Consider the following 26,701-nt stretch of genomic DNA (forward strand, 5'->3'; position numbering starts at 1 on the left):
CATCGAGCACGAAGGACGATGATGGCCACCGTGGTCACCTCCGACAGCACGCCCTCCCCCCTGGTCGCCGACCGTCGTGACGACGACCGCGTGTGGGGCCGGGTGTGGTGGTTCTGCCCCGACCGAGGCTTCGGCTGGGTCCTGGACGACCGCGACCACGCCTGGTTCACGACCTGGAGCGACCTCCCGGGCCAGGGCTTCCGCTGGCTCGAGGACGGCGTGGCCGTGTCCTTCCGGACCGACCGCGACTGCCACGGCCCGGTCGCCCGTGACGTCGTCGTCGAGTCCGCACGCCGGATGGCCGGCTAGGACGTCCCCAACGCCGGGAGTTGCTGCTCCAGCGTCAGCGTCGGGGCGAACAGGTCTCCCTGCTCGTCGATCCGGAGGAGCACCTCGTCGGCGGTGAAGGCGAGCACGGTGTCGCGTCGGGCGGCGGTCTCGACCTCGTCACGCGTCACCGGCGTCGAGACCGTCGGGGTGTCGCGGGCGCGCAGCGAGTAGACCGCGACGGTCGTCTTGAGCGGCACGTTCTGGCTCCAGTCGACGAACACCTTCCCCGTGCGGGCGCTGCGGTCCATACTGGTCAGGACGAGGTCGGGGTGGACCCGCTCCAGCAGGCGTCCGACGGACCGGGCGAACTCCTTGGTCTCGTCATAGGTCGTGTCGTCCGAGTTCACCGGCACGTACACCTGCAGGCCCTTGGAGCCCGAGGTCTTGGCGAACGCCTCCAGGCCCAGCCGGTCGAAGACCTCGAAGAGCCAGCCCGCGACCACGCACGACTCGACGATGCCGGCGGGTGGTCCGGGGTCGAGGTCGAACACCACCATCGTCGGCCGGTGGGGATCGGGTGCCCGGCCCATCGGCACGTGCAGCTCGAGCGCCGCGAGGTTCGCGGCCCACACCAGCGCCGCGCGCTCGCGCAGGTCGCAGTGCGCCACGACCTTGTCGCGGCCGATCCGCCCCAGGTCGACGGTGGGCAGCCAGTCCGGATGGTGCGGCGGACACCGCTTCTCGAAGAAGTGGTCGCCCTCGACGCCGTCGGGGTAGCGCACCATCGTCAGTGGCCGGTCACGCAGGTGGGGCAGCATCACGTCGGCGACCCGCGTGTAGTAGTCGATCACGGCGGCCTTGGTGGTGCCCGTGGACGGGTACAGGACCTTGTCGAGGTTGGACAGGCGCAGTCGACGGTCGTCGACCGTGACAGTGACCCGTTCAGCCACGCGGTCGATCCGGATCGAGCGGTGCCAGGAGGTGGTCGCGGACCAGTTCTGCGGTCACCGCCGGGGCTTCCCAGGCCGGGAAGTGGGCGACTCCCTGGATCGCCTGCCCGACGGCGTTGGGCAACTCCTCGCGGTACCGCCGGGCGGCGTGGTGGATCGCGGGGTGGTCGTGGGTCCCGACGCCCACCAGGGTCGGCGCCTCGATGGTCGCGAGCCGATCGCGCAGGGGCGGGTCGATCTCCCGTGGCTCACCACCGTCCCAGGCGCCCTGCTCGCGTGCGGCCGCAGCCATCAGCAGGCCCATCACGCCCGACGCCAGCGGTTGGGGCAGGTCGGTCAGCGTGCGATCCCGTCCGACCACGAACAACTCCGCGTGGATCTCGGCCGTGAGGTCGAAATCGCCCTCCTGGCACGCGCGATCGGCCTCCTGGAGCCGTCCGAAGTCGTCCGGGAAGTCATCCCAGGAACCACCCCCAGGCAGGGCCGGGCCCAGCAGGACCATCGCGTCCACCGCCGTCGGCGTGGTCGCCGCGACGTCCGCGACGATCCGGCCCCCGTTCGAGCACCCGACCCATCCGGCGTGGTCGAACCCGGCCTCCTGGAGGACGTCCAGTGCGTCCTCGTGGTCGAAGTAGTCGCCCACCGGGTTGGGCGACTCGCCCTGCCCGCGCGGGTCCATCGTGATCACGGTGAAGTCGCGTCCCAGATCGGTGGCGACCCGGTCGAACTGCCGGCGCGAGCCGATCCCGGCCGGGACGAGCACGACCGGTGGTCCATCACCGACCACGTCCCAGGCGACGTCGGTCATGCCGACTTCTCGGCGGCGCCCTTGGCGTCCCCCTTGGCATCCTTGGCGGCTTGCAGGCTCTGCTCGAGCGCGGCCATCAGGTCGACGACCTCGCCACCCTCCTCGACCTCGGGCGGGGTCGCGATCTCCTGGCCCTCGGCCTTCGCCTCGATCAGGGCCAGGACCTTCTCGCGGTAGGTGTCGGTGTAGCGCTCGGGCTCCCAGTCGCTGGTCATCGACTCGATCAGCTGCTCGGCCATCTTGATCTCGGCGTCGGACACGTCGAGCTCGTCGCGGTCCGGCAGGTCCAGGCGTCCCGGCTTGATGATCTCGTCGTCGTAGGTCAGCGTGGACACGGCCAACGCGTCGTCCAGCGGCCGGATCACGACCAGGTACTCCTTGCTGCGCATCACGAACCGCGCAACCGCCGCCTTGCCGGACTCGGTCATGGCCTCGTGCAGGAGCAGGTAGGGCTTGGCGGCGGTCTCCTGGGGCACCAGGTAGTAGGACGAGTCGTAGTAGATGGGGTCGATGTCCGCCAGGTCCACGAAGTCCGCGATGTCGATGGTCCGGGACTTCTTGGGGTCCAGCGACTTCAACTCGTCGGGCTCGATCACGATGTACTGGTCGGGCGCGACCTCGTAGCCCTTGACGATCTCGTCGTTGGCGACCTCCTCCTCGTCGATCTCGGCCACCTTGCGGTAGCGGATGCGCGAGCTGTCGGACCGGCGGATCTGCTTGAACGACACGTTCTTGGAATCCACCGCGGTGACCAGCTTGATCGGGATGTTGACCAGCCCGAAGCTGATCGAGCCGGTCCAGATGGAGCGTGGCATGACGACCTCCCGGACATGTCCGACCACGATAGTGCCGCATCACGCCGCGCCGCACCCGTCGTCGGCGGGGCCCGGTGCTCAGGCGGCCACGCGTCGCGGCGGCGCAGGCGGGACGGTCACCAGGTCCGGCACGCAGTGGCCCAGGGCTGCCAGGACGACCTCGGTCGTGGCATCCACCGTGTCGTGGGGCCCGATCGACACCTGCACGACCCGGTCGTGGGGCACGCCCAGGCGGCCCAGCGAACCCACCAGGTCGTCCAGGACCCGGGCGCCGTGCCCCACCATCCGCGACCGCTGGTCGCCCGTCACCTGCTCGATCCGACTGTGGGGGTCGGCGCGCCGGGCCAGCCGTGCCTCCACGACCGCGGTTGGCGGGCGCAGCACCACGACCACGTCGGGGCGCAGCCACCGCCGGTCGCGCATCCATGCCTCCAGCAGACCGCGGTGGTCGCCGACCAGTCCCAGCGACCACGTGGCCTGGAGCGTGCCCTCGTCGAGCACGGCGTCCACACCCCCGGCCCGGGCCCGGCCCAGGAGTCGCTGGGCCACCACCCAGGCGACCGTGCGGCGGGCCACGGCACGCGGGTCGCCCTGTCCCGACGTCGCCACGGCCACCGTCGCCACCGCGGTCGGGCCCGGGTGCGTGACCGCCTCCGACACCACCGCGCCGACCTTGCGGGCGAGCCGGGCGGGCGTCGGGGTGCCTGCGCCGGTCCCGGCCGTCGTCACCGTGCCGACCCGCATGGCGGTCGCGACGGCCGCAGCCAGGGTGGACTTGCCCGATCCGGGCAGGCCGAGGAACTCCACGACCACGGGTGGTCGCTGCGTCGTGCGGCCGTGCCGCTCCGGGGACCGCCCGGTCGTGGCGGCCCAGACCTCCCGGTGGCGACTCCGGATGACGTCCGGCGACCACTCCCCGAGGGCGGCACGGATGGACGGGCGAGGCGCACGCGGAGCGTCGGCGGCCAGCAGCTCCGCGACCGCCGCCACCGCGGCGTCGAGGTCGTCGTGGGCCACGACACGTCCCTCGGCCCCGAGGGCACGCAGCTCCGCCACGCCGTCGACCGGGTGGGCGACGAACGGCGTGCCGGCGGCTGCCGCCTGCAGGAGGACCTGTGGGAGGCCCTCCGCTCGGCTGAGCAGCACCACGACGTCGGCGGCCAGCAGCAGGTCGTCGACCGGCGACACCCACCCGGGCATCGCGACGTCGTCGGCGAGCCCGAGCTCGTCGACACGCGCCGACAGCTCCCGGGCCTGCGGCCCCTCCCCCGCGATGACCAGCTGCGGATCCGACGACGTCGTCGCCTGCAGTCGCACCAGCAGCTCCGGCAGGGCGAGCACGCGCTTGCGGGCGTCGAGACTCCCCAGGGAGAGCACCACCGGTCGTCGGGGGTCCAAGCCCAGCCGTCGTGCCACGTCGGCTCGCGCCGCCGCGGATCGGCGGGACGCGTCCGGCAGGGGCGCACCGGAACGCACGACGTGCAGGCGCGCAGGGTCGGCACCGATCCGCCGGTACTTCTCGGCCAGGTCGGCGCCCACCACGACCCAGCCGGCGGTCAACGGGACCAGCGCCGTCTCGGCGAGACGCTGCAGTCCGCCCTCCAGGCGTCCGTACCCGTCCCCGAAGGTGGCCATCGACAGGGAGTGGACGACCGGTGGGCCTCCACGCAGTCGCACGGCGACACGGCCGAGCACGCCGGCCTTGGACTGGTGGGTGTACACGACGTCGCACGCGACCAGGCCGGGCAGCCGCAGCAGCCAGCGCAGGCAACGCGCGTCCCGGACGGGGTCGACGGCGCGCACCAGGTCGGGCGCCACGACCACCCGGGCGGGTGCGAGCTGGTGGCGGGCCAGGTCGAGGTCGGACTCGGCGCCGACCACGACGACGTGGTCGACCTCGGGGAGGGCCGCGACCACGTCACGGACGCGGCGCTCGGAGCCCCCGCGCAGGTAGCGCGTGCACAGGTGCAGGGCACGCGGGCGACGGTGGGTCGCGCCCGGCCCGGCCGGTGGCGACCCGCCGGGCGTGACCGGGGCCACGTCAGTGCGCCCCGTTGCGTCGGACGGTGACCATCTGTCCGGCCGTCCGGGCCATGATGGCCAGGTCGCCCGCCAGGCTGCGCCCCCGGACGTAGCGAACGTCGAGGGCGACCCGCGTGTCGTAGTCGATGTCACTGCGTCCCGACACCTGCCACAGGCCGGTCAGTCCGGGGCGGTCGGCGAACACGACGTCGGCCCACTGGCCGTAGCGCTCGAGCTCGTCGGTCACGATCGGGCGGGGACCGACCAGGCTCATGTCGCCCCTGAGCACGTTCCAGAACTGCGGGAGCTCGTCCAGGCTCGTGCGTCGCAGCCAGCGCCCGATCCGCGTGACACGCGGGTCGGCCGGCAGCTTGTAGTCGGCGTCGAACTGCCGTCGCAGGCCGTCGTCGGCAGCGAGCAGCTCGGCCAGGATGCGCTCGGCGTCGACCACCATGGTGCGGAACTTCAGACAGACGAACGAGGTGCCCGCCCGGCCAACCCGCTCGTGGCGGAACAGCACCGGTCCCGGCGAGGTCGTCATCACGACGAGCGCCACGAGCAGGAACACCGGTGCCCCGAGCACCAGGGCGACCGACGCCAGGACGACGTCCATCAGTCGCTTCGCGACGTGCCCGACGCGCCCCGCCGCGGGGCGGGCCACCTCCCGCCCGGCCACGACGTCCGCCGGCGTGATGATCGGCACCGCTCCCGGCCCCGAGATCTCGAGTCCCGCACTCATGTCGCCCCCTCGTCGAACGGACAGGGCGGCGTGTCCCTGCGTTTCCCCTGCAGTCACCCGCCCGTCACCTCCGAGACTGCTGGGCGGCGTGTCGCACCTGAAGGGACAGGTGTCCCCGGCGGCCGGCTCCTCGGGCACAAAGGGGACACTTGTCCCGAACGGGTTCGTCCGCGTCGTCCGCGACGGGACACGGCGATGCCGGGACCGACCCCGGCGGTCGATCCCGACGTGCTCGGGTGGCGTCAGTCGCGGAACACCGGGCGCCCGCTGGCGACCTCCGCCAGCAGGACGTCCTGGACCGTGCTGCGCATGAACCAGTCGGGCAGGCGCTCCCCCCGGCGGAAGGCGCTGCGGACGTGGGTGCCGGAGATGTGCGACAGTTCCTGCCCACGGGAGGTCTCGTGCGCACCGGTCGCCGGGTTGTAGCCCACCGTGTCGAAGAACTCGGGGGCGATGCCGAGGTCGCCGAGGCGATCGAACATCTCCCGGTTGGCCTCCGGCCCGTAGAAGTCCCGCACACCGGTGTGGTCCCGGCCGATGATGAAGTGGCTGCACCCCATGTTCTTGCGGCACAGGGCCGTGAAGACGGCCTCACGGGGGCCGGCGTAGCGCGACCACGTGAACAGGGAACCCAGCACGACCTTGCGCGCCGGGTAGCGACCGAACGCCATCAGGGTCTGGTAGCTCAGCAGGACCGGCTCGGGCAGGAAGTCCCCCGGGTTCTCGGGACTCGCCACCGGGCTGATGTAGATGCCGTCTGCCCCCGTCCGCTCCAGCGCACGCAACTGGATCGACTCGTGTGCGCGGTGCGCGGGATTGCGCGTGTGGAACCCGATGACCCGTGACCACCCCATCCGGTCGAAGATGAACCGGGTCTGCGTGGGGGTGAGCAGGTAGGGCCGCTGGGTCGACGCGAGTGGCTCGACCAGCGTCACGGCGCCGGCCAGGAAGTGGTTGCCGAGCGCCATGGTCCGTTCGACGCCGGGGTGGCGCGGGCTGGCCGTGCCGAACCAGGCCTCGGTCAGGGCGGGGAGGTCGAAGGTGAACCGCTCGGTCACGTCGAGCAGCGCCCGGACCACCCCGTCGGCGTCGACCAGGGCGACCCGCTCCCCGACCCGGACGGCTCCGGGGCCGGTGGCGTGGCGCGGATCCACGGCCAGCAGGAGCGGCATGGTCCACACCGTGCCGTCGGGCAACCGACAGTCGGCCAGCACCGACCCGAGGGTCTCGCGGTCCATGAAGCCGGTCAGCGGCGAGTAGGTCCCCTCGGCCAACTGCTCGCAGTCCATCACGTCGCGGTCGGTGACCGTGATCGTGCGCAGCCCGTCGATCCCGGCGCGGTCGTCGTCGGTGGCACGGCGTTGGACGAGCCGGCCACCGTGGGGCTCGGTCAGCAACGAGATCTGCCCCGGGGACTGCCCCACCGCGAGCTCCTCGTCGCCCCGCTCGAAGACCCGGACCATCTTCTGCACCATCAGGGCACACCGGACGGGGTAGCGGCCGATCGCCGTCTCGGCGGCGAGCACCAGGCCGTCGGCACCGTCCGCGAGCGTCGTGTGGATGTCGTTGACCTCGGCCCGGGTGGGCGACGGCTGGGAGACCATCGACTCCAGCAGGTTGGTGGCCACGTAGACCTTGCGGCCCATCGCCCGGGCCCGCGCGATGATCCGCTTCTGGGTCTGGGGCAGCATCTCGATGGCCACCTGTCGGGACAGGTCCCCCCGGTCGATCAACAGCGCGTCCGCCTCGGCCGCGATGTCCTCGAGGTTGTGCAGGCCGGCGATGGTCTCGATCTTGGCGATGACGTGGGCGTCCTGTCCCGCGAGCTCACGCAGCTCGCGGACGTCGGCGCCACGCCGCGCGAACGACAGGGCCACGTGGGCGATCCCCAGGGCATGCCCGATCTCCAGCGCCTCGCGATCCTTGTCGGTCAGCGAGGGGATGTCGACCTCGCGTTCGACGCTGACCCCCTTGTTCTGGCCGACCAGGCCCCCCTGCAGGACCCGCATCCGGACCCCGTCGGCGTCGGTGTCCAGCACCTGGACCAGCGCAGAGTTGAAGTCGATGCTGAGGAAGTCCCCCGGGACCAGTTCGTGGGCGACGTCACGGGGGTAGAGGTTGAAGTTCCAGTCGTCGCCGGGCACCGGGAGGTGGTGCACGCGGACGACCGTGTTGTCGTGGAGCTCGATCGAGCCGTTGATCAGGTTGCCGGTGCGGACCTGGGCGCCCTCGGTGTCCAGGCAGATCGGCACATCCGTGGCGTCACGGATCGTGGCGATGATCTGGCGTAGGTCCCGCACCTTCGTGTGGCTGAGGTTGACCCGGAACAGCGACGCCCCGCACTGGGCCAGGCGACGGATCGTCCCGGCCTGCATCGAGGCCGGCCCGAGCGTGCACAGCAGCTCGGGGGACGCCTGCCGTGCTCCGGGCCTCGGGGCGACCGGGGCGACCGTCGGGACGGGGAGTTCGTCGATGCTCACGATGGTTCCTCCGGACGTCCGGGTGGGTCGAGGTCGTCAGTGCCGAACATTGCCGACCGGCTGCGTTGGGGGCGTGGACAGGTCCCATGCGACGCCGAGCTCGACGGCGGCAGCGCGGACCTCGTCGGGCACGGCGTAGCGGTGGCGTTGCATCTCCGGGAGCAACTCCGGCAGGAGTCGCGCCAGGTCCGCGGGATCGAACCGACGCCACTTGTCCATGCGTGACGGGTCGACCTTGCGATCGGCCGCGGTGGCCATCTCGTCGGTCATCTCCAGGCCGCAGTGCTGGGTGACCCGCTCGAGGTGTGCGATCGGGTCCTGCACGAAGTCCTCGTAGCGCAGGCAGAGCAGCTGGTCGTCGGGGAACGCCGCCAGTGCCTCGGCTGCCAGTCGCGACGGGATCGCCCACTGGCGGGCGATCACCGTCAGCTGGTCGTGGTGGCGCAGGTCGTCCTGGATCCCCCGGTAGCGCGGTCCCCACACCGACAGGTACTCCGAGCCGGAGACGTGTTTGTCCCACAACTGACGGGCGTACTTGCGGGCGTAGTGGTGCACCTGGGTCGGTGGGGTCTCGCCCAGGCGGCGCCACGCACCACGCGCCGTCACCGGCTTCTGCCACTTGCGCTCCACCGAGCTCAGGAAGGCGAAGGGGTCACGCACGATGGCGAGGTAGGTGGCGTCGGGGAAGATCTCCCGCACGTACGGCACCCGCAGGATGTTCGCCGGGGTCTTCTCGACCACCGTCGACCCGCCGTGCTCCTCCTGGAAGCGCAGGAACCGACGACGCACGTAGCGCTGCACCCGGGGCGTCGCGTCGCCGGCGTCGTACTCGTCGTGGCGTCGCCCCGGGTCGGCGACCTGCCACAGCGTGCGTGGCTCGTACCAGCCGACGAGGTCGGGGTGTCGCGACAGGCTCCGTTGGAGGATGCTGGTGCCCGACCTGGTGTTGCCCAGGATGATCACGGGCGTTCGAAGTCCTGCGGCCACTCCCACCCCCATGGCGTGCGTGCTGGTTCCCGTGCGGCGATGTCGTTCCCCCACCACGAGGACGAGGGAACTCCCCGAGGCCGGTTGCGGGTAGGGACATTCGCCCCCTCTCGTCGTTGCCACCGGGGTCTAGTCTCCCGGCAGTTGCTGGGAACGGGCATGGGGGTGGCTGGCCATGGCGACGACAACGACGACGGGCACGGCCGGCGACCTCGTCGACCCGGTCCGCAGCGTGCTGGTCGGCCTCGACCAGGCCGGCATCCAGTGGTGCCACTGGAAGAGCAACGAGGCCCTGGCGGCGTCTGCGGCCGGGATCAACGACCTGGACCTGCTGGTCCGTCGTGACCAGGTCGGGACGTGCCGGGCGATGCTCCACGGGCGGGGCTTCGTGCAGGCCCTGCCCCCGGCGTCCCGACGCATCCCGGGCGTGCTCGACTACCACGGGGACGACCCGCGGCTGGAGCGTCCCGTCCACGTGCACCTGCACACCATGCTGGTGCTGGGCGACGACATGACGAAGAACCACCGGCTCCCGATCGAGGTCGAGTACCTGGCGGCCTGTCGCCGCGAGGGACCGTGGCTCCTCCCCGCACCCCAGTTCGAGCTGGTCGTCTTCGTCCTGCGGATGGTCGTCAAGCACTTCGCGTGGGACGCGATCCTCATGCTGCAGGCCGACCTGGCGCCCTCCGAGGAACGCGAGTTCGACCAGCTCGTGGCCGCGGCCGACCCCGGGGCCTGCGAGGCCCTGGTCGACGACCTGCTGCCGGAGGTCGGCAGCGCGCTGTGGACCCGCTGCCGTGATGCCCTGGCCACGACGACCTCGGGACGCGAGCGCGTGCGCCTGGAACGGGAGCTGGTCCGGGCACTGCGCCCGTTGGCACGCCGCGGCCCGGTGGTCGACACCACCCTGAAGGCCGGGCGCCGGATCGTGGCCCTCGGGCGACGCACCCTGGCGCCCAGGGACCGACGCAAGACGCTCCCCGACGGCGGGTTGGTGGTGGCGGTCGTCGGTGCCGGCCCGGAGGACCGGGCACGGCTGGTGGCGGACCTGGACGCCTGGCTCCGTCGTGACCTCGTCGTCCACGTGGTGACGTTCGCCGACGACCCCGGCCGCGCCGCACGCCGCGTACGCGCCGTGGCCGGGCGGGGTGGCATCGCGCTCGTGGCAGACCATCCCGCGACGCGCGGCCGGCGGCCGACGGGGATCCCGGCACCGGACCTCGAGCTCGACCTGGACCGACCGGTCGACGACGCGGCCGAGGGGCCCGGACCGGTGATCGGGGTCGCCGGGACGAACCCCGCCGACCGACTCATGGCCGCCCGGACCGGTCTGTGGCGTCGCGCCTGACGGGCCCGGGCCGGGCCAGTGAACGGTCAGGCGACCGTGACGACCTCGCGGATCGCCGCCACCGCGGCCGAGTGGACCCGGTCGGGCGGCGCCGAGGCGTCCAGGACGACCGTCGGGCAGCCCAGGTCCAGGGCACGCACGAGATGGACCCTCGCCCGGAGGTACTCCGGGTCCAGGCCCGGACGTCGCCCGTGCGCCACCTCGACGGGAACGTCGAGCTTGAGGACGAGGTCGGGCAGCACCTGCAGCGCCCGTTCGTAGGCCCGCCACTCCCACCGCGCAACGGCCCGCAGGACGCCCGAGGCACTCGCCGACCAGTGGTCCAGCAGGGGGCCGTCGTTGCCGCCCGGACACTGGGTCTGGGGGTACCGGTCGCAGACCACGATCGCCCCGCGCCGGCGGGCCCGGTCCGCGTGGCGCGTCTTGCCGACCTTCTCCGCCGCGAGCGTGCACGCCCATGCCGTCCGCAGCGAGGTCCGCAGGGTCGCCCGGAGGCCGGACGAGCGGGCCCCGGCGGGTCCCGGCACCCCCTTGCGTGTCGACGGCGGGTCGAGCCGGTCCCGGACGGCCTTCATCGGCCGGCGGTACCACGCCGCCGGACCGTCACCACTGCCCAGGTACAGCCACTCGACCGGCGTGCCGGGCAGCACGTCCGCGAGGTCGCCACCCAGCCGTGCGGTCAGGGTCGACTTGCCCGACCCGTCGGCCCCCAGCACGGCCACGATGGCACCACGACGCGGCGCCGGGCGACCCGGCCCGGACCGTCGTCGTCGCACGCGGGACAGCAACCACTGCACGTCCGGGCCCAGCACCGTGCGCGGGGCCACGACCGCCAGCATCCCCACGACCACGACGACCAGGGCCGAGACACCGACGAGCACGACCAGGGACCCGGCGCCCGTGGCGCGCAGCCAGGCAGTCGACGGCACCGCGACCGCCCCGACCAGGCCGGCCAGGGCGAGGCCACGCCCGTGGGCTCCGAGCCAGCCCGACCACCGCATGCCGACGATGTCCAGGCTCAGGTGGGCCATGAGCAGGGCGTTGACCAGGATCGCGACGGCCACGCTGGCCGCGACGGCACCCAGTCCCCAGAACGTCCCGACCCACGCACCGAGCACGACCAGCCCGGCGTAGACGAACTGGCGCCAGGCACGGCGGTAGACCCGTCCCGACGCCCTGACCAGGGAATCCGACGGCTTGTAGGCGGTGCGGGCCACCAGGCCTGCCGCCAGCACCTGGAAGGGCAGGACGGCGGCGTCCCACTGGGATCCCAGCACGACCGCGACGATCTCGGGTCCCAGCACGACCCCCATGATGGCCATGGGACCCGACACCGACGCCGCCAGCGACACCGAGCGGCGGTAGGTCTCGGCCAGTCGGGCCCGATCGTCCTGCAGCGCCGCCATGACCGGGAACAGCACCTTGTCGAGCGCCTGCCCCAACAGCATCGCGGGCTTGACGGCCAGCTGGTAGGCACGTCCGTAGACCCCCAGGGCCCCGACCGACAGCCACCGCCCGACCACGAAGTAGTCGCCCTGGAGCGCGACCTGGTTCGCGGACTTGCCGAGTGTGTGGCCGGCGCCGTACCGCAGCACCTCGGCCGCGGCCACGCGGTCCGGCACGAGACCGCGTGGGTGGGGCCGCCAGGCCAGGGTCAGCCCGCTGCGCACGGCGGCGTAGGCGAGCTGGGCGGCGACCAGGGCCCACACACCGGTGCCCGCGACGGCCAGCACGCAGCCGACCAGGGCGTAGCCGAAGACGTAGGACAACGCCTCGGCCTGGGCCAGTCGTCGGAAGGCCAGGTCACGCTGGAGCAGGGCGATCGGCACGGTGCTGAGGGCGTCCACGACCAGGATCGGCGACAGCCCACGCAGCACGGGGCCCAGCCCGTCGATCGCGAACAGCCGAGCGGCGAGATCCGCACCGACCCACAGGGCCGCCATGCCCACGATCCCCGCGGCGACCGCCAGCACGAAGGCGGTGCGGACATGCTCGTCGGTCAGGTCCGGCTTCTGGGTGATCGCCGGGCCGACCAGCGAGTCGGTGACGATCCGGGCCAGCGAGATCACCACGAGGGCGCCGCTGGCGAGACCGAACTCCACCGGGGTGAGGAAACGGGCGAGCAGGGCCAGGACGACGAACTGGGCGACCGCCTGGACCGCGTAGCCCCCGCTCGTCCAGGCCATCCCGTGGACGGCCTGGCGTCCGCTGGCCCGGGGTGCTGCACTCATGGCAGGCGGGCCACCGCGCGGCGACGGATCCGACGCACCTCCGGCGCGAGGTCACCGGTCACGCGCTCGTCCAGCACGACGGCCAGCGCCAGCAGCAACCACAGATGTCGGTAGTGCCACGTCTCGCGCACCAGGCTCTGGAGTGCACAGCCGATCACGAAGGCCCGGGTGAGCCCGCCGCGTCGCCCGTAACGCCACAGGGCGCCGTACAACGCCACCATGCCGACGAGCCCGACGATGCTGCGCTCGGACAGGTACGCGAGGTACTCGTTGTGGGCCTCCTGCTGCTCCGGCAGCAGGCCGAGCGCGCGGTTGCTGCCGGGGCCGATGCCCAGGGGGTGGTCGATGACCACCTCGACGGTGGCGGTCCACTTGCCCATCCGTCCGGTGGTGCTGCGGTCGAGGTGCTTGGCGTTGAAGCCCGAGTCGCTCGTGGACGAGGGCAGGTTGACCATCGCCAGCACGGCTGCGGCCACCACCACGACCGGGATGACCAGGCGGAGCCGATTGGTGACCCGCCCGCTGGTCACCGCCCCGAGCTCGAGGTAGGCGAACGCACCGGTCACCATCATCAGGGCACCGAACGACCCGGTGACCACCAGGCCGACGACCGCGAGCACCATGGCCGGCAGGCGCAGCCACCGCGGGATCGGCGCCCGGCTCAGCACGATCAGGTTGGCGCCCAGGAAGTGGGCGGCGACGTTGGGGTTCGGGAACACGCCACGGGCGCGCAGGCCGGTCTCCGCCAGCAGCATCACGACGACGATGCAGGTGCCCACGGCGGCAGCACCCGCGACCGCCTGCACACCCCGCGGCCCCATCCGACGCAACAGCGTGACCGCGGCGAGGAACGACCCGAACGCGGCGACGTCCTTGACGAGGTCACGGACCATCCAGACCTCGATGCCCATGGCGAGGACTGCCAGCATCGAGCCCAGCAGGATGATCAGCAGGGGAAGGGACACCGCCCGCAGCACCCCGCGTGGCTGACCGCGCACGAGCCCCGGCAGCCACAGCACGATCGCCGCCATGACGAAAACGTCGGCGATCACCAGGTCGCCCCCGATGGAGGGCACCAGGAAGCCTGCGCCGAACACCGCGCCCAGCACCAGCAGGGCGTCGACGTCCCGGAGCGCGGGGATGCCGGGATCAACCCGGTGGCGCAGGTCGATCCCCGGGGACAGGGTCATTCGATGCCCGACCGCTCGGCCACCGGGGCACGGACCCCCCGCCGGGCGGCCAGCCGTTCGCGGAGGGGCGCCAGCCGGGACAGGACCAGCCGTCGCGCCCGGTGCAGGGAGCTCCACCTGGCCGGCTCGAGGACGATGGTCAGCACCGGCACCGCCAGTTCTGCCAGGCGGGTGCGCACGGCGTCGTAGTGGGCGTGGCTGGCCACCCCACCCCCGAGCAGGACCAGGGCGAACTCGGGGCGGAAGGTGGTCTCGGCCCACCAGGTGACACCGCTCCTGGTCGCGTCGAGGAACACCACGTCGTGGTTGCGCCGATAGCCGGTGATCCCGTCGACGGCACGGTCGGAGTAGGCCGCACCCAGGATCGTGCCACCCGCCCGGCGGATCTCGATGACCCGATGTCCTGCTCCGACCACCGGCGACATCCGGTCGCGACTCTCGGCCATGACGAAGGGGTCGCTGTCGGACACCGTGGCCGACTCGGCGGGGCCGGGCGCCCCGGCCCGCCCGTCCCGGCCGGGCGGCTCGGCCAGCACGTCGGTGAAGTCGACGTCGACGACCGGGGCGTCGATCCCGCTCAGTCCGAACCACGACGCCAGGCCACCCACGGTGCGGCTGACCACGCCCGGCGCCACCCCGAGTGCGACGACGGACAGCAGGACCGGGACCCGTCCCTGCAAGGCGGGCAGGGTCCGGAGCCTGCCCGCGACCTCGCCGAGGTCGGGCCGCCACAGGTTCTCGCCCGTGTGGTGGATCCTCCCGAGGTGGCGACCGGTCCCGTGGTCATCGAGGTTCTCCGCCTGGATCCTGTCGCCCACCAGCTCGCGCCCCATGGCGACGGCGAGTCCGGCGACGATCGCCACGAACGCGGCGAGGAGGTACAGCGACAGGCCGTCCGGGGGTCGCGTCCGGACGCTCTCCTCGGCGGGCGTCGTGATCGCGAAGCCGACCGGGCGCAGGCTCGCCACCCGCGTGACCTCGTCGGCCTGCAGGGCGAGCTGGGTGTACTTGGCGACCAGGGCGTCTCGGACCTGTTCCTCGACGAACAGGGGGCCGTCTGCGTCCTCGGCACGCAGCCGGTCGATCTCCGCCTGCTGCTGGGCCGCCTGGTCCAGTGCGGTCTGTGCGCGGGTGCGCAACTCGCCGGCCGCCTGCTCGGCAGCGTCCTCCAGGGCCGCGAGCCGGTCCTGGGCCACCAGCTCCGGGATCGTGTCGGCGACGGCGACGGCGACGGCACGGTCGCCTGCCGTCACGGCGACGTCGACCGCCAGCGTCTCGCGCGGACTGGTGACCACCAGGTCGACGTCGTCGGGGTCGACCCCCACCAGCTCCGCGGCCCGACCCGCCAGGGAGTCGTCGCTGAACTCCGTGAGCAGGACCTCCAGCTCCTTCTCGGGGGTGCGGCCGCCGGTCCCACCGAACAGTGGGTCGACCTCCGTGCCGACCGCCTCGGACCGGTTCGTGGCCGTGTACGAGACCGGCAACGCCTTGACGGCCAGGACCGCGAGGACGAAGGTCACCGCGGCCGCGACCACCATCACGTGGCGACGACGTCGCCAGACGGCGATCGGCCGCAGCGCACGCGTGGCCTCCGGCGCCGCGTCGAGCTGCGGCGTCATGGACTGCTGTTCGAGACGTCCCATTGCGGCGAACCCCCTTCCCCGCATCGCGACCGACCGCCATGGCTGTTCAGGCGGCGTCCTGCATCCGTGCGGCCAGGGCCCAGTCGACCTGGGCAGCCAGTCCTTCCGGTGGTGCAACGGCCGGCTCGTAGCCGAACGTGTCCCGCGCCTTGGAGAAGTCGGCCGAGGTCACCCGCTGGTCCCCTCGTCGGGATGGCCCGTGGACCACCTTCGGCGTCACCCCGATGGCCCGTGCGATCAGCTCGATCGCCTCGCGCAGTTCGAGCGTGACACCCCCACCCACGTTGTAGACCTCGCCGACCTGGGCGCCGTCGATCGCCGCGACCGTCGCGGCCACGCAGTCCGACACGTAGGTGTTGGAGCGCGACTGGTGGCCGTCCCCGAACACCGTGATCGGTCGGCCGTCGGCCAGCGCCTCGATGAAGATCTGGTAGGCCATGTCCGGACGCTGGCGTGGCCCGTAGATCGAGAAGTACCGCAGGACGGTGGCCGGCAGGTCGTGCAGCTCGACGTAGGCCATGACCAGCTTCTCGGCCGCCAGCTTGGACACGCCGTAGGGCGACACCGGACGGGTCTGCTGGAGCTCGTCCCCGACGGCGTCGCGGCCGTACACGGACGAGGTCGAGGCGTGCACGAACTTGGCCACCCCGGCGTGGCGGGCGGCCTCGAGCAGCCGCGCCGTCCCGGTGATGTTGCAGGTCACGTACGAGTCGACGTCGGCCCAGCTCGTCGGCAGCCCGGCCAGTGCGGCCTCGTGCACGACCACGTCGACGCCGTCCAGCGCCGGCTCGAGCGGAGCGTGTCGCAGGTCCAGCTCGTGGAAGGTGAACCCGCGTCGCGGGCGCAACGACTCCAGGTGGCGATGCTTGTGCTCCGCCCCGTGGAAGCCGACGAAGGCATCGACGCCCACCACCTCGTTGCCGGCATCCAGCAGTGCCTCGGCGAGGTGGGAGCCGATGAAGCCCGCAACCCCGGTCACCAGCACGCGACGACTGCTGATGGCGACAGCCTCGTGTCCACCCATCTGGTCCCCCCAGTCCTGACCGTTGGTGCGCGGTCCGTGGCGCAGATGCGACACGGACCGCGTCGACCTCGACTGAACCGCACCCCGGGGGATGCCGGAAGGGACAATTGCCCCGGACCCGCGCCGGGGTCAGGAGCGGACGCGTCGCAGCACGCGTCCGTCGGACGTCAGGGCCAGGACGTGGCCCTGCCCATCGGTGTCCAGCGCCAACGGCCGGACCTCGTCGGGCAGCGCCACGTCCTCGGTCACCGTCCCGGTGGCGGGGTCGACCTGCCAGACCCGGGTGTCGCACAGGTCGGTGAAGAAGAACCGCCCCCGGTCCACCGCGGGCGCGTCGGCCACGGCCGCCCCGATCACCGAGCACGCCCCGTCGGTGTGGGACAGGGTCGCGACCGGCTGGATGCTGTCGTCCTCGCACACGTCCACCCGGCAGAAGTCGCCCTCCCACTCGGGCCAGCCCAGGTCGTGTGGTCCCGGCGTGGCCGGGACGATGCTGACCTCCTCGACCGCGTCCTGGCCCACGTCGGCGACGAACCAGCGCTGTCCGTCCGTCGCGATCCGCCACGGGTTGCGCAGGCCGTGCGCCCAGACCATGGGGTCGCCGCCCCCGTCGAGGAACGGGTTGTCGGGTGCCGGGACCGCGACGGCCGGGTCCGACGTCACGTCCAGTCGCAGGATCGCCCCGAGCGGCGTGCCCGGATCGGCGCCGTTGCCGAAGGCGTCGTTGGCCTGGCCACCGTCCCCGAGGGCCAGGTAGAGCCAGCCATCGGGACCGAACACGACCGACCCGCCGTTGTGGTTGCTGGCCGGCTGCTCGAAGGTCAGCAGCCGGGTCTCGGCCGCGGCGTCCGCCAGGCCCGTGGAGGGGTCGTCCGACACGGCGAAGGACGACAGCACGGTCCGACCGCCGTCGCCGCTGTAGTGCACGATCAGCCGGGTGCCGTCCGGGCTGGGCGTGGCGTCGAGCAGGCCCTGCTCCGACCCGACCGTGACCCGATCGGTGAGGTCCAGCACGACCGTGCCGTCGAGGCCGGCGATGCGGCCCTCGAGCTCGACCACCAGCAGGTCGTCGGTGCGCGGGTCGACCATCGTGGCCGACAGCGCGGTGAACCCCGTGGCCAGCTCCTCCCATGCCGGCGGTCCCGACGCGGTGGGCGTGGCGCTGGACCCGCCCGATGGTGACGGTGCCGCAGGCGCCGGGGACGGCGATCCGGGCACCGGGCCGACCGCGGGCGGCGAGGTCCCCGCACTCGTCGTGTCCGAGGCCGGATCCGGGGCGTCGACGGGATCGTCCCCGCAGGCCGCCAGTGCGAACAGGCCGACGAGCGCGACGATGGTGACGCAGTGGCGGACGGTGCGGTGCATGCAGGCTCCCTGACGTGACGCCCCGCCGGTCCGACCGTACCGGTCCGGCAACCCGATCCCGTCGCCCGATCCCCGTGCGCCGGCCGCCGCCGACGCGACTGTCTAGGGTGGGTCCGGCGCAGGCGACGCCATCCGGGGGAACCGACGATGCGTGGACTCGAGATCCCTCCTCGACAGGAGGACTTCACCGCGGACCCGGTCGAGCTGTTCTTCGACCTGTCCTACGTCTACGCGTTCTCGCAGCTGGTGTACCGACTGATCCACGAGCCGACCTGGTCGGGGGCCGGCCGGACCCTCCTGCTGTTCATGCTGTTGTGGATCCCGTGGGCACAGTTCCACTGGTCGGCCAACGCCGTGTCCGGCAACAGCCGCACGGTGCGGGCGTGGTTCCTGGTCGCGACCGTCGCCGCGATCCCCATGGGCGCGTCGGTCACGACCGCCTACGACACCGGCGGGCCGGTGTTCGCCCTCTCCCAGGCCGTGATCCTGGCCATGGGGTTGCTGACGATGATCGTGGGCCTGGACAACGACTCGGTCGAGTACCGCTCGATCCGCAGCTACGCGGTCCCCAACTGGATCGCGATGGGGATCGTGGTGGTGGGGGCGTTCCTGCCCGACCCGGCCCGGACGATCGCCTGGGTGCTGGCCCTGCTGGTCGTCGCGATCCTGGGCATGCGCGTGGCGGGTGGCCGCCAGTGGATCGTGCGCGCCGGCCACTTCGCGGAACGACACGGCCTGATCGTGATCATCGCGCTCGGCGAGGTGATCGTCGCCACGGCGCTGGGCATCTCCAACGTGGTCGGTGGGGAGGCCGAGGGGGCCGCGGCGACCGGCACGGTGTTGCTGGTGACCCTCGGCGCCGCCGGCGTGTTCGCCGGGTTGCTGTGGTGGGCCTACTTCGACCGACCCCTGCCCGCCTGGGAGCACGGCGCCGAGCAGCTCGAAGGTCCCGAGCGGGGGCGGTTCGCCCGCGACGTGTGGACCCTGTGGCACGTCCCCATCGTCACCGGCGTGATCGCGTCGGCCGCCGCCCTGGAGGAGGTGACGCTGCATCCCAAGGAGCCGTTGCCACTGGAGTTCCGCGTCATGCTCGCGGCCGGCGTGTGCCTGTTCCTCGGCGGGGTGGCCGGCGCGGTGTGGCGGGCCTTCCGGATCGTCGGCTGGGAGCGCGTCGGCGCGATGGTGGTCGTGGCCGCGTTCCTGCTGACGGCGTCCGGACTGCACGGGCTGTGGCTGGTGTTGGTGCTCGACGCCACGCTGGCCGTGATGCTGGTCGTGGAGTCGATCCGGGTCCGGACGCCCACGACCGTCGCGACGACCGCCTGACTCAGGCCTCGTCGACCACGTCACGCGGGTCGACGTCGTGACGCTGGGCCTTGTAGACGGGGTGGCGGAAGTGACCCTGCGGCGTGGCCTCCAGGTACGAGACCCGGACCACCACCTCGGGGCGCACGGCGATCACGTCGGGTGGCAGGTCCACGACGGGCGCCTCGACGGCCAGCGGGCCGAGCAGTCGGGCCAGGCGGTCACCCTCCTTCGCCGTGAGCCCCGAGCCGACCGAGCCCAGCGTCACCCAGTCGGCGCGCTCGGGATCCCATCGCGCCAGGGACAGCGAGCCGACCGGCCCGGTGGTGGCCCCGTCGACGCCCCGCATCCCGACCACCACGGCGTCGGCCTCGCGCACGCGCCGGAGCTTGCGCCACGACCGCGACCGCACGCCGGGCTCGTAGCGGGAGCCGACCCGCTTGCTCACGACACCCTCCATGCCCCGTTCGTCGACGACGGCCAGGATCGTGGCGAGGTCGTCCACGCTGGGAGGAACTGCCCACGCCGCGCCGTCCCCGACCAGCCCGCCCAGCCGGTCGCGCCGGGCACCGAGCGGCTCGTCGACGACCCAGTCCCCCGCGACCCGCAGCACGTCGAACACCATCAGCCGACCGGGGTGCGAGCCCCGCAGGGTCGCCACCCGGAGCTCGTTGCGGACGTGCATCCGGGCCGCGACGCGGGAGAAGTCCGGCCGCAGCCGGTCGTCGAGGACCACCACCTCGCCATCCAGCACCGTGCCCGGCGGCAGGTCGGCGGCGAGTGGCGCGAGCTCCGGCCACGCCACGGCGACGTCGTTGCCGTTGCGGGTCAGCAGCCGATGCCGGTCGCCGTCGGCCACGACCAGCACCCGGATGCCGTCCCACTTGAACTCGTGGGTCCAGCCGGACCCGGACACGAGCGCCTCGGTGCCGGGCGTCGCCAGCATCGGCTCCAGCGGTGGCACCGGGGGCTCCGTCCCTCGTCGGTCCGGCAGCCGATCGTAGGTCCGGACGGGCGGCAGGTCCGGCGGCGCGGTCTAGCCTCCCCGACATGACCACCGCCGACGACGTCATCGCCCGCCTCGACCTTGCCCCCCACCCCGAGGGCGGGCACTTCCGCGAGACCTGGCGACACGACCCCGGCGACGGCTCCCGTGGGGCCGGCACGGCGATCCTGTACCTGCTCGCGGCTGGCGAGCGGTCGCACTGGCACCGGGTCGACGCCGACGAGCTGTGGCACTTCCACGCCGGTGCCCCGCTGGCGCTGGACATCGCGCCGGACGACCGCACGGCACCCTCCACCGAGCTCCTGGGCGCCGACCTCGACGGTGGACAGCAGCCGCAGGTGCGCGTCCCGGCCGGCTGGTGGCAGGCCGCCCACACGACCGGTGACTGGACCCTGGTGGGGTGCACGGTCTCGCCGGCGTTCGACTTCGACGGCTTCGAGCTCGCACCCCCGGGGTTCACACCGGGAGGGTGACGGACCCGCTCACGCACCCACCCGGTCCTCCAACCGACCCAGCATCGCCTCGATGCGCGCCTGGATCCACCGTCGACCACCGGCTGCCAGCCACAGCCGGTCGCGCCGGCGGAGCGTGAGCGGCGTGACCGTCAGGACGACGAGGGTCCTGCCGTCACTGGGCGCCACGTCCCATGCCAGGCGCGCCGTTGCCGCCCCCGGCACCTCGACCGTGCCCACCAGCCGGGTCGGGCGGCGCCGCTCCTCGATGGTGGACACGGCGGTCCGATCGGGCAGGAAGGGACGTCGCAGCACCAGGGTCGCCCCGCGGGCCGGTGCACCGTCGTCGGCCACGTCGACGACGTCGAGCCAGCGGCCCCCGATCCAGTCGTGGTTGTGGAGGTCGTCGAGCAGGTCGAACACCTCCGTGTGGCGGGCCGGCACGACCCGACTGCCCACGAGTGGGGCGATCCCGCCCGCGGGGGACGCCCCCGGGCGTCGGGTCTTGCGTCGGTGCCCACCCATCGCCATCCTCGGACCGCATGCGACTCCCCGATGACGATACGGCCCCCGACCCCGCCTCGGCTCCCCGGCCACCCGGTGGCCATGCCGACCCGCCGGACCACCTCACGACCTTCCAGCGCCATGTCGTCGACGTGGTGGCGGGGCTGCGGCCCGGCGACGTCATGGGCTACGCCGACGTCGCCCTCGAGGCCGGGCACCCCGGTGCGGGCCAGGCCGTGGCCAACGTGCTCCGCCGGGTCCCCGGACTGCCGTGGTGGCGGGTGGTCCCGGTCGACGGACGTCTCTACCGCACCCATGCACCGGTGCAGCAGCCACTGCTCGAGGCCGAGGGGCATCGCTTCCGCGACCGGCTCCTCGTCGACGAGGAGTCGCCGGCGGGCGACGGCACGCACTGACGACGTTGCGGCGGCGCCGGTGTCAGGCCCCGTCGGTGGCCGACCCGCCGTCGGCACCGGCCGGCACGACCAGCACCGGGCAGGCGGCGTGGGTCGTCAGGTGTCGGCTGGTCGATCCCAGCAGCAGTCCGGTGAAGCCACCCCGTCCACGCGTCCCGACGACGACCATGTCCACCTCCTGGCTCAGCTCGACCAGGACCTCCGCCGGAGGGCCCTCGTAGGTGGTGGCCTCGACCTCCACGTCGTCGCCCACGGCCTCGAGCGCCTCGGCGAGCACCTGCCCGGCACGGGCTTCGAGCTCCTCGTAGGGCACGATGGCCCCGGCATGGTCGACCTGGCCGAACCAGGTCGTGGGCCGCCAGGCGTGCACGGCGACGACCCGGCCGCCCCGCAGCCTGGCCTCGTCGACGGCATGCTCGAGCGCTCGAATGGAGTGGTCCGAGCCGTCCACCCCGACGGCGATGATCGCATCCACGTGATCCTCCTCGCAGTGATCCGCGCGACCTCTCCTCACCCTAGTGGTCGGCCCCTCGCCGTCCAGTGGTCGACGCGTCACCATCCGCCTCGGCGGCCAGGAAGGCCCGACCGCGTGGTGACAGCGAGTAGCCGACGCGATGCGAGACGGTCAGCCCGAGGACCTTGAGCTTGCGCACGTCCCGCTTGAGGTCGAGCCGGTCCCAGCCGAGTTCGTCGGCCAGTTCGCCTGCCGCCACCTCGGGCCGTTCGCCCACCAGCCGCAGCACCCGGCGTGTCCACGGCGCGCGCTCGCCCCGCTGGTCCTTTCGGTCCAGGCGCCGACGCAGGTCCACCAGGTCGTCGTCGGACAGGTCGTCGTCGGCCGCGAGCAGGTCGCGTGGGTCCGGTTCGTCCAGCCGGTGGAAGCGGATGCGGTGGATCTCCCCGTCGGGGCGCGCATCCAGTGCCTCGAGCACCTCGGCACGGTCCACGGCCCCCGTTGCACGTGCGTCGGCATCGGTGACCGCGTCGCGGTCGACCACCGCGACCTCGTCGATCGCCAGTCGACCGACCGGGCTGCGCAGGGTGCCGCCGGTCCGCACCGTCGGTCGGCGCCAGCGTCGGAAGGCCACCGTGACCGATCCGTCGGCGAGTCCCTCCCAGCGCTCCTTCGGGAACAGCACGTGGACTCCCGCGTCGAGGTCGTCGGTCCGAGCCGCACGGTAGGCGGGGGTGGTCCCAGTCGCTGGTTAGCCTCGACACCACGACGCCCGACCGTTGCGGAGTTCCGTGAGCACCGACCTGCCCGACCCCGAGGCCGATCCCGAGCCCGACCCCGACGCGCCCGTCGAGGTCGGCCGCGTGCTGGGCACCGACGATGCCACGCCGATGGAGTTCTGGGTCGCGGTCCGGCCCGACCAGTACCTGCAGCTCGACGACGTCGTGGCCCTGGAGCGACACCCGGCCGGCACCGACCCGGTCAGCATCTACGGGGTCGTGAACCAGGTCCGGGCACGGTCCGAGGGCGCCCGGTTCGACTCCGACGTGTTCCTGTCCGCCGACGGGCTGCTGCCCACCCAGTCGTCGGAGGCCGCGCAGGTCCACCCGACCCGGTTCGAGCCCGAGGTGTTCGTGCCACCGCTGCCCGGCCAGCCGGTGGTGCGCGCCGTCGGCCACGACCGCGACATGGCGCTGTTCTTCGACCAGTTCGACACCCGCCTCCCGGCCGGGCTGTCACGCAACGACGAGCCGGTCTACCTCGACCTGGACTTCCTCGACGGCACCCGTGGTGCCCACGTCAACATCTCGGGCGTGTCGGGCGTGGCGACCAAGACCACCTACGCCTGCTTCCTGCTCCACGCCCTGTTCACCTCCGGGGCCGTGGACAACGCGACCAACACCAAGGCGATCGTGTTCAACGTCAAGGGCGAGGACCTGCTGTTCCTCGACCACCGCAACACCCGCCTCCCACCCGAACAGGCCGCGCGCTACGCCGCCGTCGGCCTGCCCGCAACGGCATTCGCCTCGGCCGGCTTCTTCGCCCCGCCGCGACGCACCTCGGCGTCGGCCGCACCCGACGTCACCTCGCGGGGCCACGGCGTGACGTCGTACTTCTGGACCCTGCAGGACTTCTGCGAGCTCGAGCTGCTTCCGTTCCTGTTCGCCGACGCCGGCGACGAGCGCCAGCAGTACACGATGGTCGTGTCCCAGGTCACCGCCCAGCTCAGGAAGACCATGCAGCCGCTGGGTGACGGCGCGATCAACCTCGACGGGGTGACCTGCCGCACCTTCGCCGACCTGGTCGACGCGATCACCGACCGGCTGGAGTCCGAGGCCCACCAGCAGCTGTGGGCCGGTCGCGCGATCGGGATCGGGACCATCCACGCCTTCGTGCGGCGGCTGGCCGGCGCTGCCCGCGACGTCGGCCACCTGGTCCGCGGCGACCTCCCCGAGCCCGAGCGCCACCGGATCCGCCAGGACGCCCAGGTCACGGTCGTGGACATCCACAACCTCAACGACCGGGCCAAGCGCTTCGTCGTGGGGGTCGTGCTGCGACGCGCCTTCGACATGAAGGAACGCTCCGGCACCTCCGAGCCACTCACCTACGTCGTGCTGGACGAGCTCAACAAGTACGCCCCACGCGAGGGCACCTCCCCGATCAAGGAGATCCTGCTGGACATGGCCGAGCGGGGCCGCAGCCTCGGCATGATCCTGATCGGTGCACAGCAGACGGCATCGGAGGTCGAGCGACGGATCATCGCCAACTCGGCCATCCGGGTGGTGGGGAGGCTGGACGCGGCCGAGGCGGGTCGGGGCGAGTACGGGTTCCTGCCCCAGGCGCAGCGCCGGCGCTCGACCATCATCAAGCCCGGGACGATGATCCTGTCCCAGCCACAGATCCCGGTGCCGCTGGTCATCGAGTTCCCGTTCCCCGCCTGGGCCACCCGGGCCAGCGAGGCCGGCGAGTCCCTGGCGCCGCGGGACGAGGTCGACGAGCACCCCGACGATCCCTTCGCCGACGTCGCCTCCTCCGACGACGGGCTGCCGTTCTGAGGACCACATGAAGCTGCTGCACACCTCCGACTGGCACGTCGGCCGGGCCATCCGTGGCCGCTCCCGCGGTGAGGAGCACCGTGCCGTGCTCGCCGAGATCGCCGGGATCGCCCACGACGAGGCGGTCGACCTGGTGGTCGTCGCCGGTGACCTGTTCGACACGGCGTCGCCCACGCCGATCGCCGAGCGGATCGTCTACCAGGCCCTGCGCGACCTCGCGGCCACCGGCGCCGAGGTCGTGGTGCTCTCGGGCAACCACGACAACCCGCGTCGCTGGCAGGCCATCCACCGGCTGCTGGACGGCACCAACGTCCACATCGTCGGCGAGCCGTGTGGCCCGGACGAGGGTGGCGTGCTGACGTTCCCGGCACTGCAGACCCGGGTCGCCGTCCTGCCGTTCGTCTCCAAGCGCGGGATCGTGCGCAGCCGCCACCTGATGGAGCGCCGGGCGGACGACCACGAGGTCCGCTACGCGGAGCGGATCCGCCGGATGGTCGCCACGCTCACCCGGGACTTCGGCGACGACATGGTCAACGTGTTCGCCACCCACCTGACCGTGGCCGACGGCGCCCCGGTCCTGGGCGGCGGCGAGCGCGCGGCCCACATCTTCGACTACCTCGTCTCGCCGGCGATCTTCCCGGCGTCGGCCACCTACGTCGCGCTCGGCCACCTCCACCAGCCCCACCAGGTCGCGGCACCCTGCCCGACCTGGTACGCGGGATCCCCGCTGCACCTGGACTTCGGCGAGGTCGAGCGTGACCACAAGGCCGTCATCCTCGTCGAGGCCCAGCCGGGGCTGCCCGCGTCGGTCACCCCGGTCGCACTCCACGAAGGACGACCGCTGCGCACCGTGCGTGGCCGGGTCGCTGACCTGGAGGCACGCCGCGACGAACTCCTCGACGCCCACGTCCGCCTGGTGCTGACCGAGCCGGGCCGGCCGGGGCTGGCCGACGAGGTCCGGGAGGCGTTCCCCAACGTCGTGGACGTGCGGGTCGAGCGCGAGGACGAGCCGGACGACGGGGCCGAGACCTGGGATCTCGAGGACTTCCACCGCTCCCCCGCGGACCTGTTCGCGATGTACCTGGAGGAGACCGGCCAGGACGACCCCGCCGTGCGGGCCCTGTTCGACGAGCTGTGGGAGGCGAGCCTTGCGCCCGACCAGGCTTGACCTCGAGGGCTTCGCGTCGTTCCGCCAGCCCACGTCCCTGGACTTCACCGACGCGGACCTGTTCGTGCTGTCCGGGCCGACCGGCTCGGGCAAGAGCTCGATCATCGATGCGATGACCTTCGCGCTGTACGGCGTGGTGGCCCGCTACGGCGACAAGCGACTGGTCGCCCCGGTGATCTCCAACGGGCGCAACGAGGCACGGGTCCGGCTGGCGTTCGCGGTCGGCGACGACCACTACACCGCGGTGCGGGTGGTGCGACGGACCGCGACGGGGGCGTCCACCAAGGAGGCGCGCCTGGAACGCTGGCGGGGTGACGACCCCGACGACGCGGTCGTCGTGGCCGCCACCGCCGACGAGCTGACCGAGGCGGTCGAGACCGTGCTGGGCCTGGGCTACGAGCACTTCACCACCACGGTCGTGCTCCCCCAGGGCGCGTTCCAGCGCTTCCTCCACGCGAGGGCCTCCGAGCGCCAGGGCCTGCTGGTCGAGTTGCTCGACCTCGCCGTGTTCGGCCGGATCGGCCAGGCCGCACGGACCCGGGCCACCACGGCGGAGGCCCGGGCGGGCGTGCTCGCCCAGCAGCTCGACGCCGCCGGCGAGCAGGCCACCGACGAGGCGGTCGAGGCCGCCGCGAGCCGGGTCGAGGCGTTGGCCACGGCCATCGCGCAGATCGACGATGCGCGACCCGAGCTCGACGAGATCCTGGCCGAGGGGCGCGCGCAGGCCGACCGGGTGACCGAGCTCGAACGCCAGGTCGCGGCCCTGGACGCCGTCGAGGCTCCGGACGACCTCGCCGAGCTGGCAGCCCGGGAGTCCGCGGCCGCCGAGTCCCTCGAAGAGGGGGCTGTCCGGCGGTCTCGCTGGGAAGTCGGTCCTCAACCAGGCGCCCGGCATCTCGCGGCGCTTCGTCGTCGAGCAGCTGGACCTCGGCGAGATCAAGGAGGTCAAGAACGCGCTCGGTGGCACGG

Annotated in this window: 24 protein-coding genes; 8 read left to right on the forward strand and 16 right to left on the reverse strand. The window is 72.7% G+C overall.

Annotation, left to right across the window (positions count from 1 at the left end):
- Window positions 1-18 precede the first annotated feature (18 nt).
- Window positions 19-309, forward strand: coding sequence for a cold-shock protein (locus KR546_RS04520; RefSeq protein WP_238443506.1), 291 nt, complete (start codon window positions 19-21; stop codon window positions 307-309).
- Here KR546_RS04520 and ligD read toward each other — a convergent pair.
- The 7 genes from ligD to KR546_RS04555 form a co-directional block, all read right to left on the reverse strand.
- Complete coding sequence (gene ligD / locus KR546_RS04525; protein WP_338019089.1) at window positions 306-1,220, reverse strand: non-homologous end-joining DNA ligase; 915 nt, start codon at window positions 1,218-1,220, stop codon at window positions 306-308. The genes KR546_RS04520 and ligD overlap by 4 nt on opposite strands.
- Window positions 1,213-2,028 (reverse strand): alpha/beta fold hydrolase, encoded by an 816-nt coding sequence (locus KR546_RS04530; RefSeq protein ID WP_238443507.1) that lies wholly within the window; start codon window positions 2,026-2,028, stop codon window positions 1,213-1,215. The genes ligD and KR546_RS04530 overlap by 8 nt, the downstream gene beginning before the upstream one ends.
- Complete coding sequence (gene ku, locus KR546_RS04535; RefSeq protein ID WP_238443508.1) at window positions 2,025-2,843, reverse strand: non-homologous end joining protein Ku; 819 nt, start codon at window positions 2,841-2,843, stop codon at window positions 2,025-2,027. Before ku ends, KR546_RS04530 begins: the two co-directional genes overlap by 4 nt.
- A gap of 78 nt (window positions 2,844-2,921) precedes the next feature.
- Window positions 2,922-4,883, reverse strand: coding sequence for a glycosyltransferase (locus KR546_RS04540; protein WP_238443509.1), 1,962 nt, complete (start codon window positions 4,881-4,883; stop codon window positions 2,922-2,924).
- A gap of 1 nt (window position 4,884) precedes the next feature.
- On the reverse strand, window positions 4,885-5,604 hold the full coding sequence (locus KR546_RS04545; protein WP_238443510.1) for a sugar transferase: 720 nt from the start codon (window positions 5,602-5,604) through the stop codon (window positions 4,885-4,887).
- Between the two features lie 242 nt (window positions 5,605-5,846).
- The gene (locus KR546_RS04550) at window positions 5,847-8,084 is read right to left on the reverse strand and encodes a pyruvate kinase (protein ID WP_238443511.1); all 2,238 of its coding nucleotides are present in this window, start codon (window positions 8,082-8,084) and stop codon (window positions 5,847-5,849) included.
- A 36-nt stretch (window positions 8,085-8,120) separates the two neighbouring features.
- Window positions 8,121-9,047, reverse strand: coding sequence for a sulfotransferase family protein (locus tag KR546_RS04555; protein ID WP_238443512.1), 927 nt, complete (start codon window positions 9,045-9,047; stop codon window positions 8,121-8,123).
- A gap of 199 nt (window positions 9,048-9,246) precedes the next feature.
- Between KR546_RS04555 and KR546_RS04560 the strand changes: the two genes are divergently transcribed.
- Window positions 9,247-10,419, forward strand: coding sequence for a hypothetical protein (locus KR546_RS04560; protein WP_238443513.1), 1,173 nt, complete (start codon window positions 9,247-9,249; stop codon window positions 10,417-10,419).
- Between the two features lie 26 nt (window positions 10,420-10,445).
- On the opposite strand, the gene KR546_RS04565 is transcribed toward KR546_RS04560, so the two are convergent.
- From KR546_RS04565 to KR546_RS04585, 5 genes are all read right to left on the reverse strand, one after another.
- Entirely contained in the window at window positions 10,446-12,650 is a 2,205-nt protein-coding gene (locus tag KR546_RS04565) for an oligosaccharide flippase family protein (protein ID WP_238443514.1), read from the reverse strand.
- The gene (locus tag KR546_RS04570) at window positions 12,647-13,840 is read right to left on the reverse strand and encodes an O-antigen ligase family protein (RefSeq protein ID WP_238443515.1); all 1,194 of its coding nucleotides are present in this window, start codon (window positions 13,838-13,840) and stop codon (window positions 12,647-12,649) included. The genes KR546_RS04565 and KR546_RS04570 overlap by 4 nt, the downstream gene beginning before the upstream one ends.
- Window positions 13,837-15,459 carry a GumC domain-containing protein gene (locus KR546_RS04575; protein ID WP_238443516.1) on the reverse strand — a complete coding sequence of 541 codons (1,623 nt, stop codon included), beginning with the start codon at window positions 15,457-15,459 and terminating at the stop codon, window positions 13,837-13,839. Before KR546_RS04575 ends, KR546_RS04570 begins: the two co-directional genes overlap by 4 nt.
- Before the next feature lie 70 nt (window positions 15,460-15,529).
- Window positions 15,530-16,507, reverse strand: a complete 978-nt coding sequence (locus tag KR546_RS04580; RefSeq protein WP_238443517.1) for an NAD-dependent epimerase/dehydratase family protein — start codon at window positions 16,505-16,507, stop codon at window positions 15,530-15,532.
- A gap of 129 nt (window positions 16,508-16,636) precedes the next feature.
- A complete protein-coding gene (locus KR546_RS04585) occupies window positions 16,637-17,872 on the reverse strand; it encodes a PQQ-dependent sugar dehydrogenase (protein WP_238443518.1) in 1,236 nt (411 codons plus the stop codon).
- A gap of 147 nt (window positions 17,873-18,019) precedes the next feature.
- On the opposite strand from KR546_RS04585, the gene KR546_RS04590 reads away from it, so the two are divergent.
- Window positions 18,020-19,198 carry a low temperature requirement protein A gene (locus KR546_RS04590; RefSeq protein ID WP_238443519.1) on the forward strand — a complete coding sequence of 393 codons (1,179 nt, stop codon included), beginning with the start codon at window positions 18,020-18,022 and terminating at the stop codon, window positions 19,196-19,198.
- A 1-nt stretch (window position 19,199) separates the two neighbouring features.
- Here KR546_RS04590 and KR546_RS04595 read toward each other — a convergent pair whose 3' ends face one another.
- The gene (locus KR546_RS04595; protein ID WP_238443520.1) at window positions 19,200-20,141 is read right to left on the reverse strand and encodes an ATP-dependent DNA ligase; all 942 of its coding nucleotides are present in this window, start codon (window positions 20,139-20,141) and stop codon (window positions 19,200-19,202) included.
- An 86-nt stretch (window positions 20,142-20,227) separates the two neighbouring features.
- On the opposite strand from KR546_RS04595, the gene KR546_RS04600 reads away from it, so the two are divergent.
- Window positions 20,228-20,656, forward strand: a complete 429-nt coding sequence (locus KR546_RS04600) for a cupin domain-containing protein (RefSeq protein WP_238443521.1) — start codon at window positions 20,228-20,230, stop codon at window positions 20,654-20,656.
- 9 nt (window positions 20,657-20,665) lie between these two features.
- On the opposite strand, the gene KR546_RS04605 is transcribed toward KR546_RS04600, so the two are convergent.
- The gene (locus KR546_RS04605; RefSeq protein ID WP_238443522.1) at window positions 20,666-21,160 is read right to left on the reverse strand and encodes an SRPBCC family protein; all 495 of its coding nucleotides are present in this window, start codon (window positions 21,158-21,160) and stop codon (window positions 20,666-20,668) included.
- Between the two features lie 17 nt (window positions 21,161-21,177).
- On the opposite strand from KR546_RS04605, the gene KR546_RS04610 reads away from it, so the two are divergent.
- Window positions 21,178-21,555 carry an MGMT family protein gene (locus KR546_RS04610; RefSeq protein ID WP_238443523.1) on the forward strand — a complete coding sequence of 126 codons (378 nt, stop codon included), beginning with the start codon at window positions 21,178-21,180 and terminating at the stop codon, window positions 21,553-21,555.
- A gap of 22 nt (window positions 21,556-21,577) precedes the next feature.
- On the opposite strand, the gene KR546_RS04615 is transcribed toward KR546_RS04610, so the two are convergent.
- The gene (locus KR546_RS04615) at window positions 21,578-22,030 is read right to left on the reverse strand and encodes a universal stress protein (RefSeq protein ID WP_238443524.1); all 453 of its coding nucleotides are present in this window, start codon (window positions 22,028-22,030) and stop codon (window positions 21,578-21,580) included.
- Window positions 22,031-22,070: 40 nt separating this feature from the next.
- Window positions 22,071-22,694, reverse strand: coding sequence for a hypothetical protein (locus KR546_RS04620; RefSeq protein ID WP_238443525.1), 624 nt, complete (start codon window positions 22,692-22,694; stop codon window positions 22,071-22,073).
- Between the two features lie 205 nt (window positions 22,695-22,899).
- Here KR546_RS04620 and KR546_RS04625 point away from each other — a divergent pair, with 205 nt between their 5' ends.
- From KR546_RS04625 to KR546_RS04635, 3 genes are all read left to right on the forward strand, one after another.
- Complete coding sequence (locus tag KR546_RS04625; RefSeq protein ID WP_238443537.1) at window positions 22,900-24,564, forward strand: ATP-binding protein; 1,665 nt, start codon at window positions 22,900-22,902, stop codon at window positions 24,562-24,564.
- A gap of 7 nt (window positions 24,565-24,571) precedes the next feature.
- Complete coding sequence (locus KR546_RS04630; protein ID WP_238443526.1) at window positions 24,572-25,732, forward strand: exonuclease SbcCD subunit D; 1,161 nt, start codon at window positions 24,572-24,574, stop codon at window positions 25,730-25,732.
- Window positions 25,713-26,701: AAA family ATPase (locus KR546_RS04635; RefSeq protein WP_238443527.1), on the forward strand; the 989-nt coding region annotated here is incomplete at its 3' end. The genes KR546_RS04630 and KR546_RS04635, both read left to right, overlap by 20 nt.

The organism is Salsipaludibacter albus (assembly GCF_019798055.1).
In the GTDB taxonomy this organism is placed as follows: Bacteria; Actinomycetota; Nitriliruptoria; order Nitriliruptorales; family Nitriliruptoraceae; genus Salsipaludibacter; species Salsipaludibacter albus.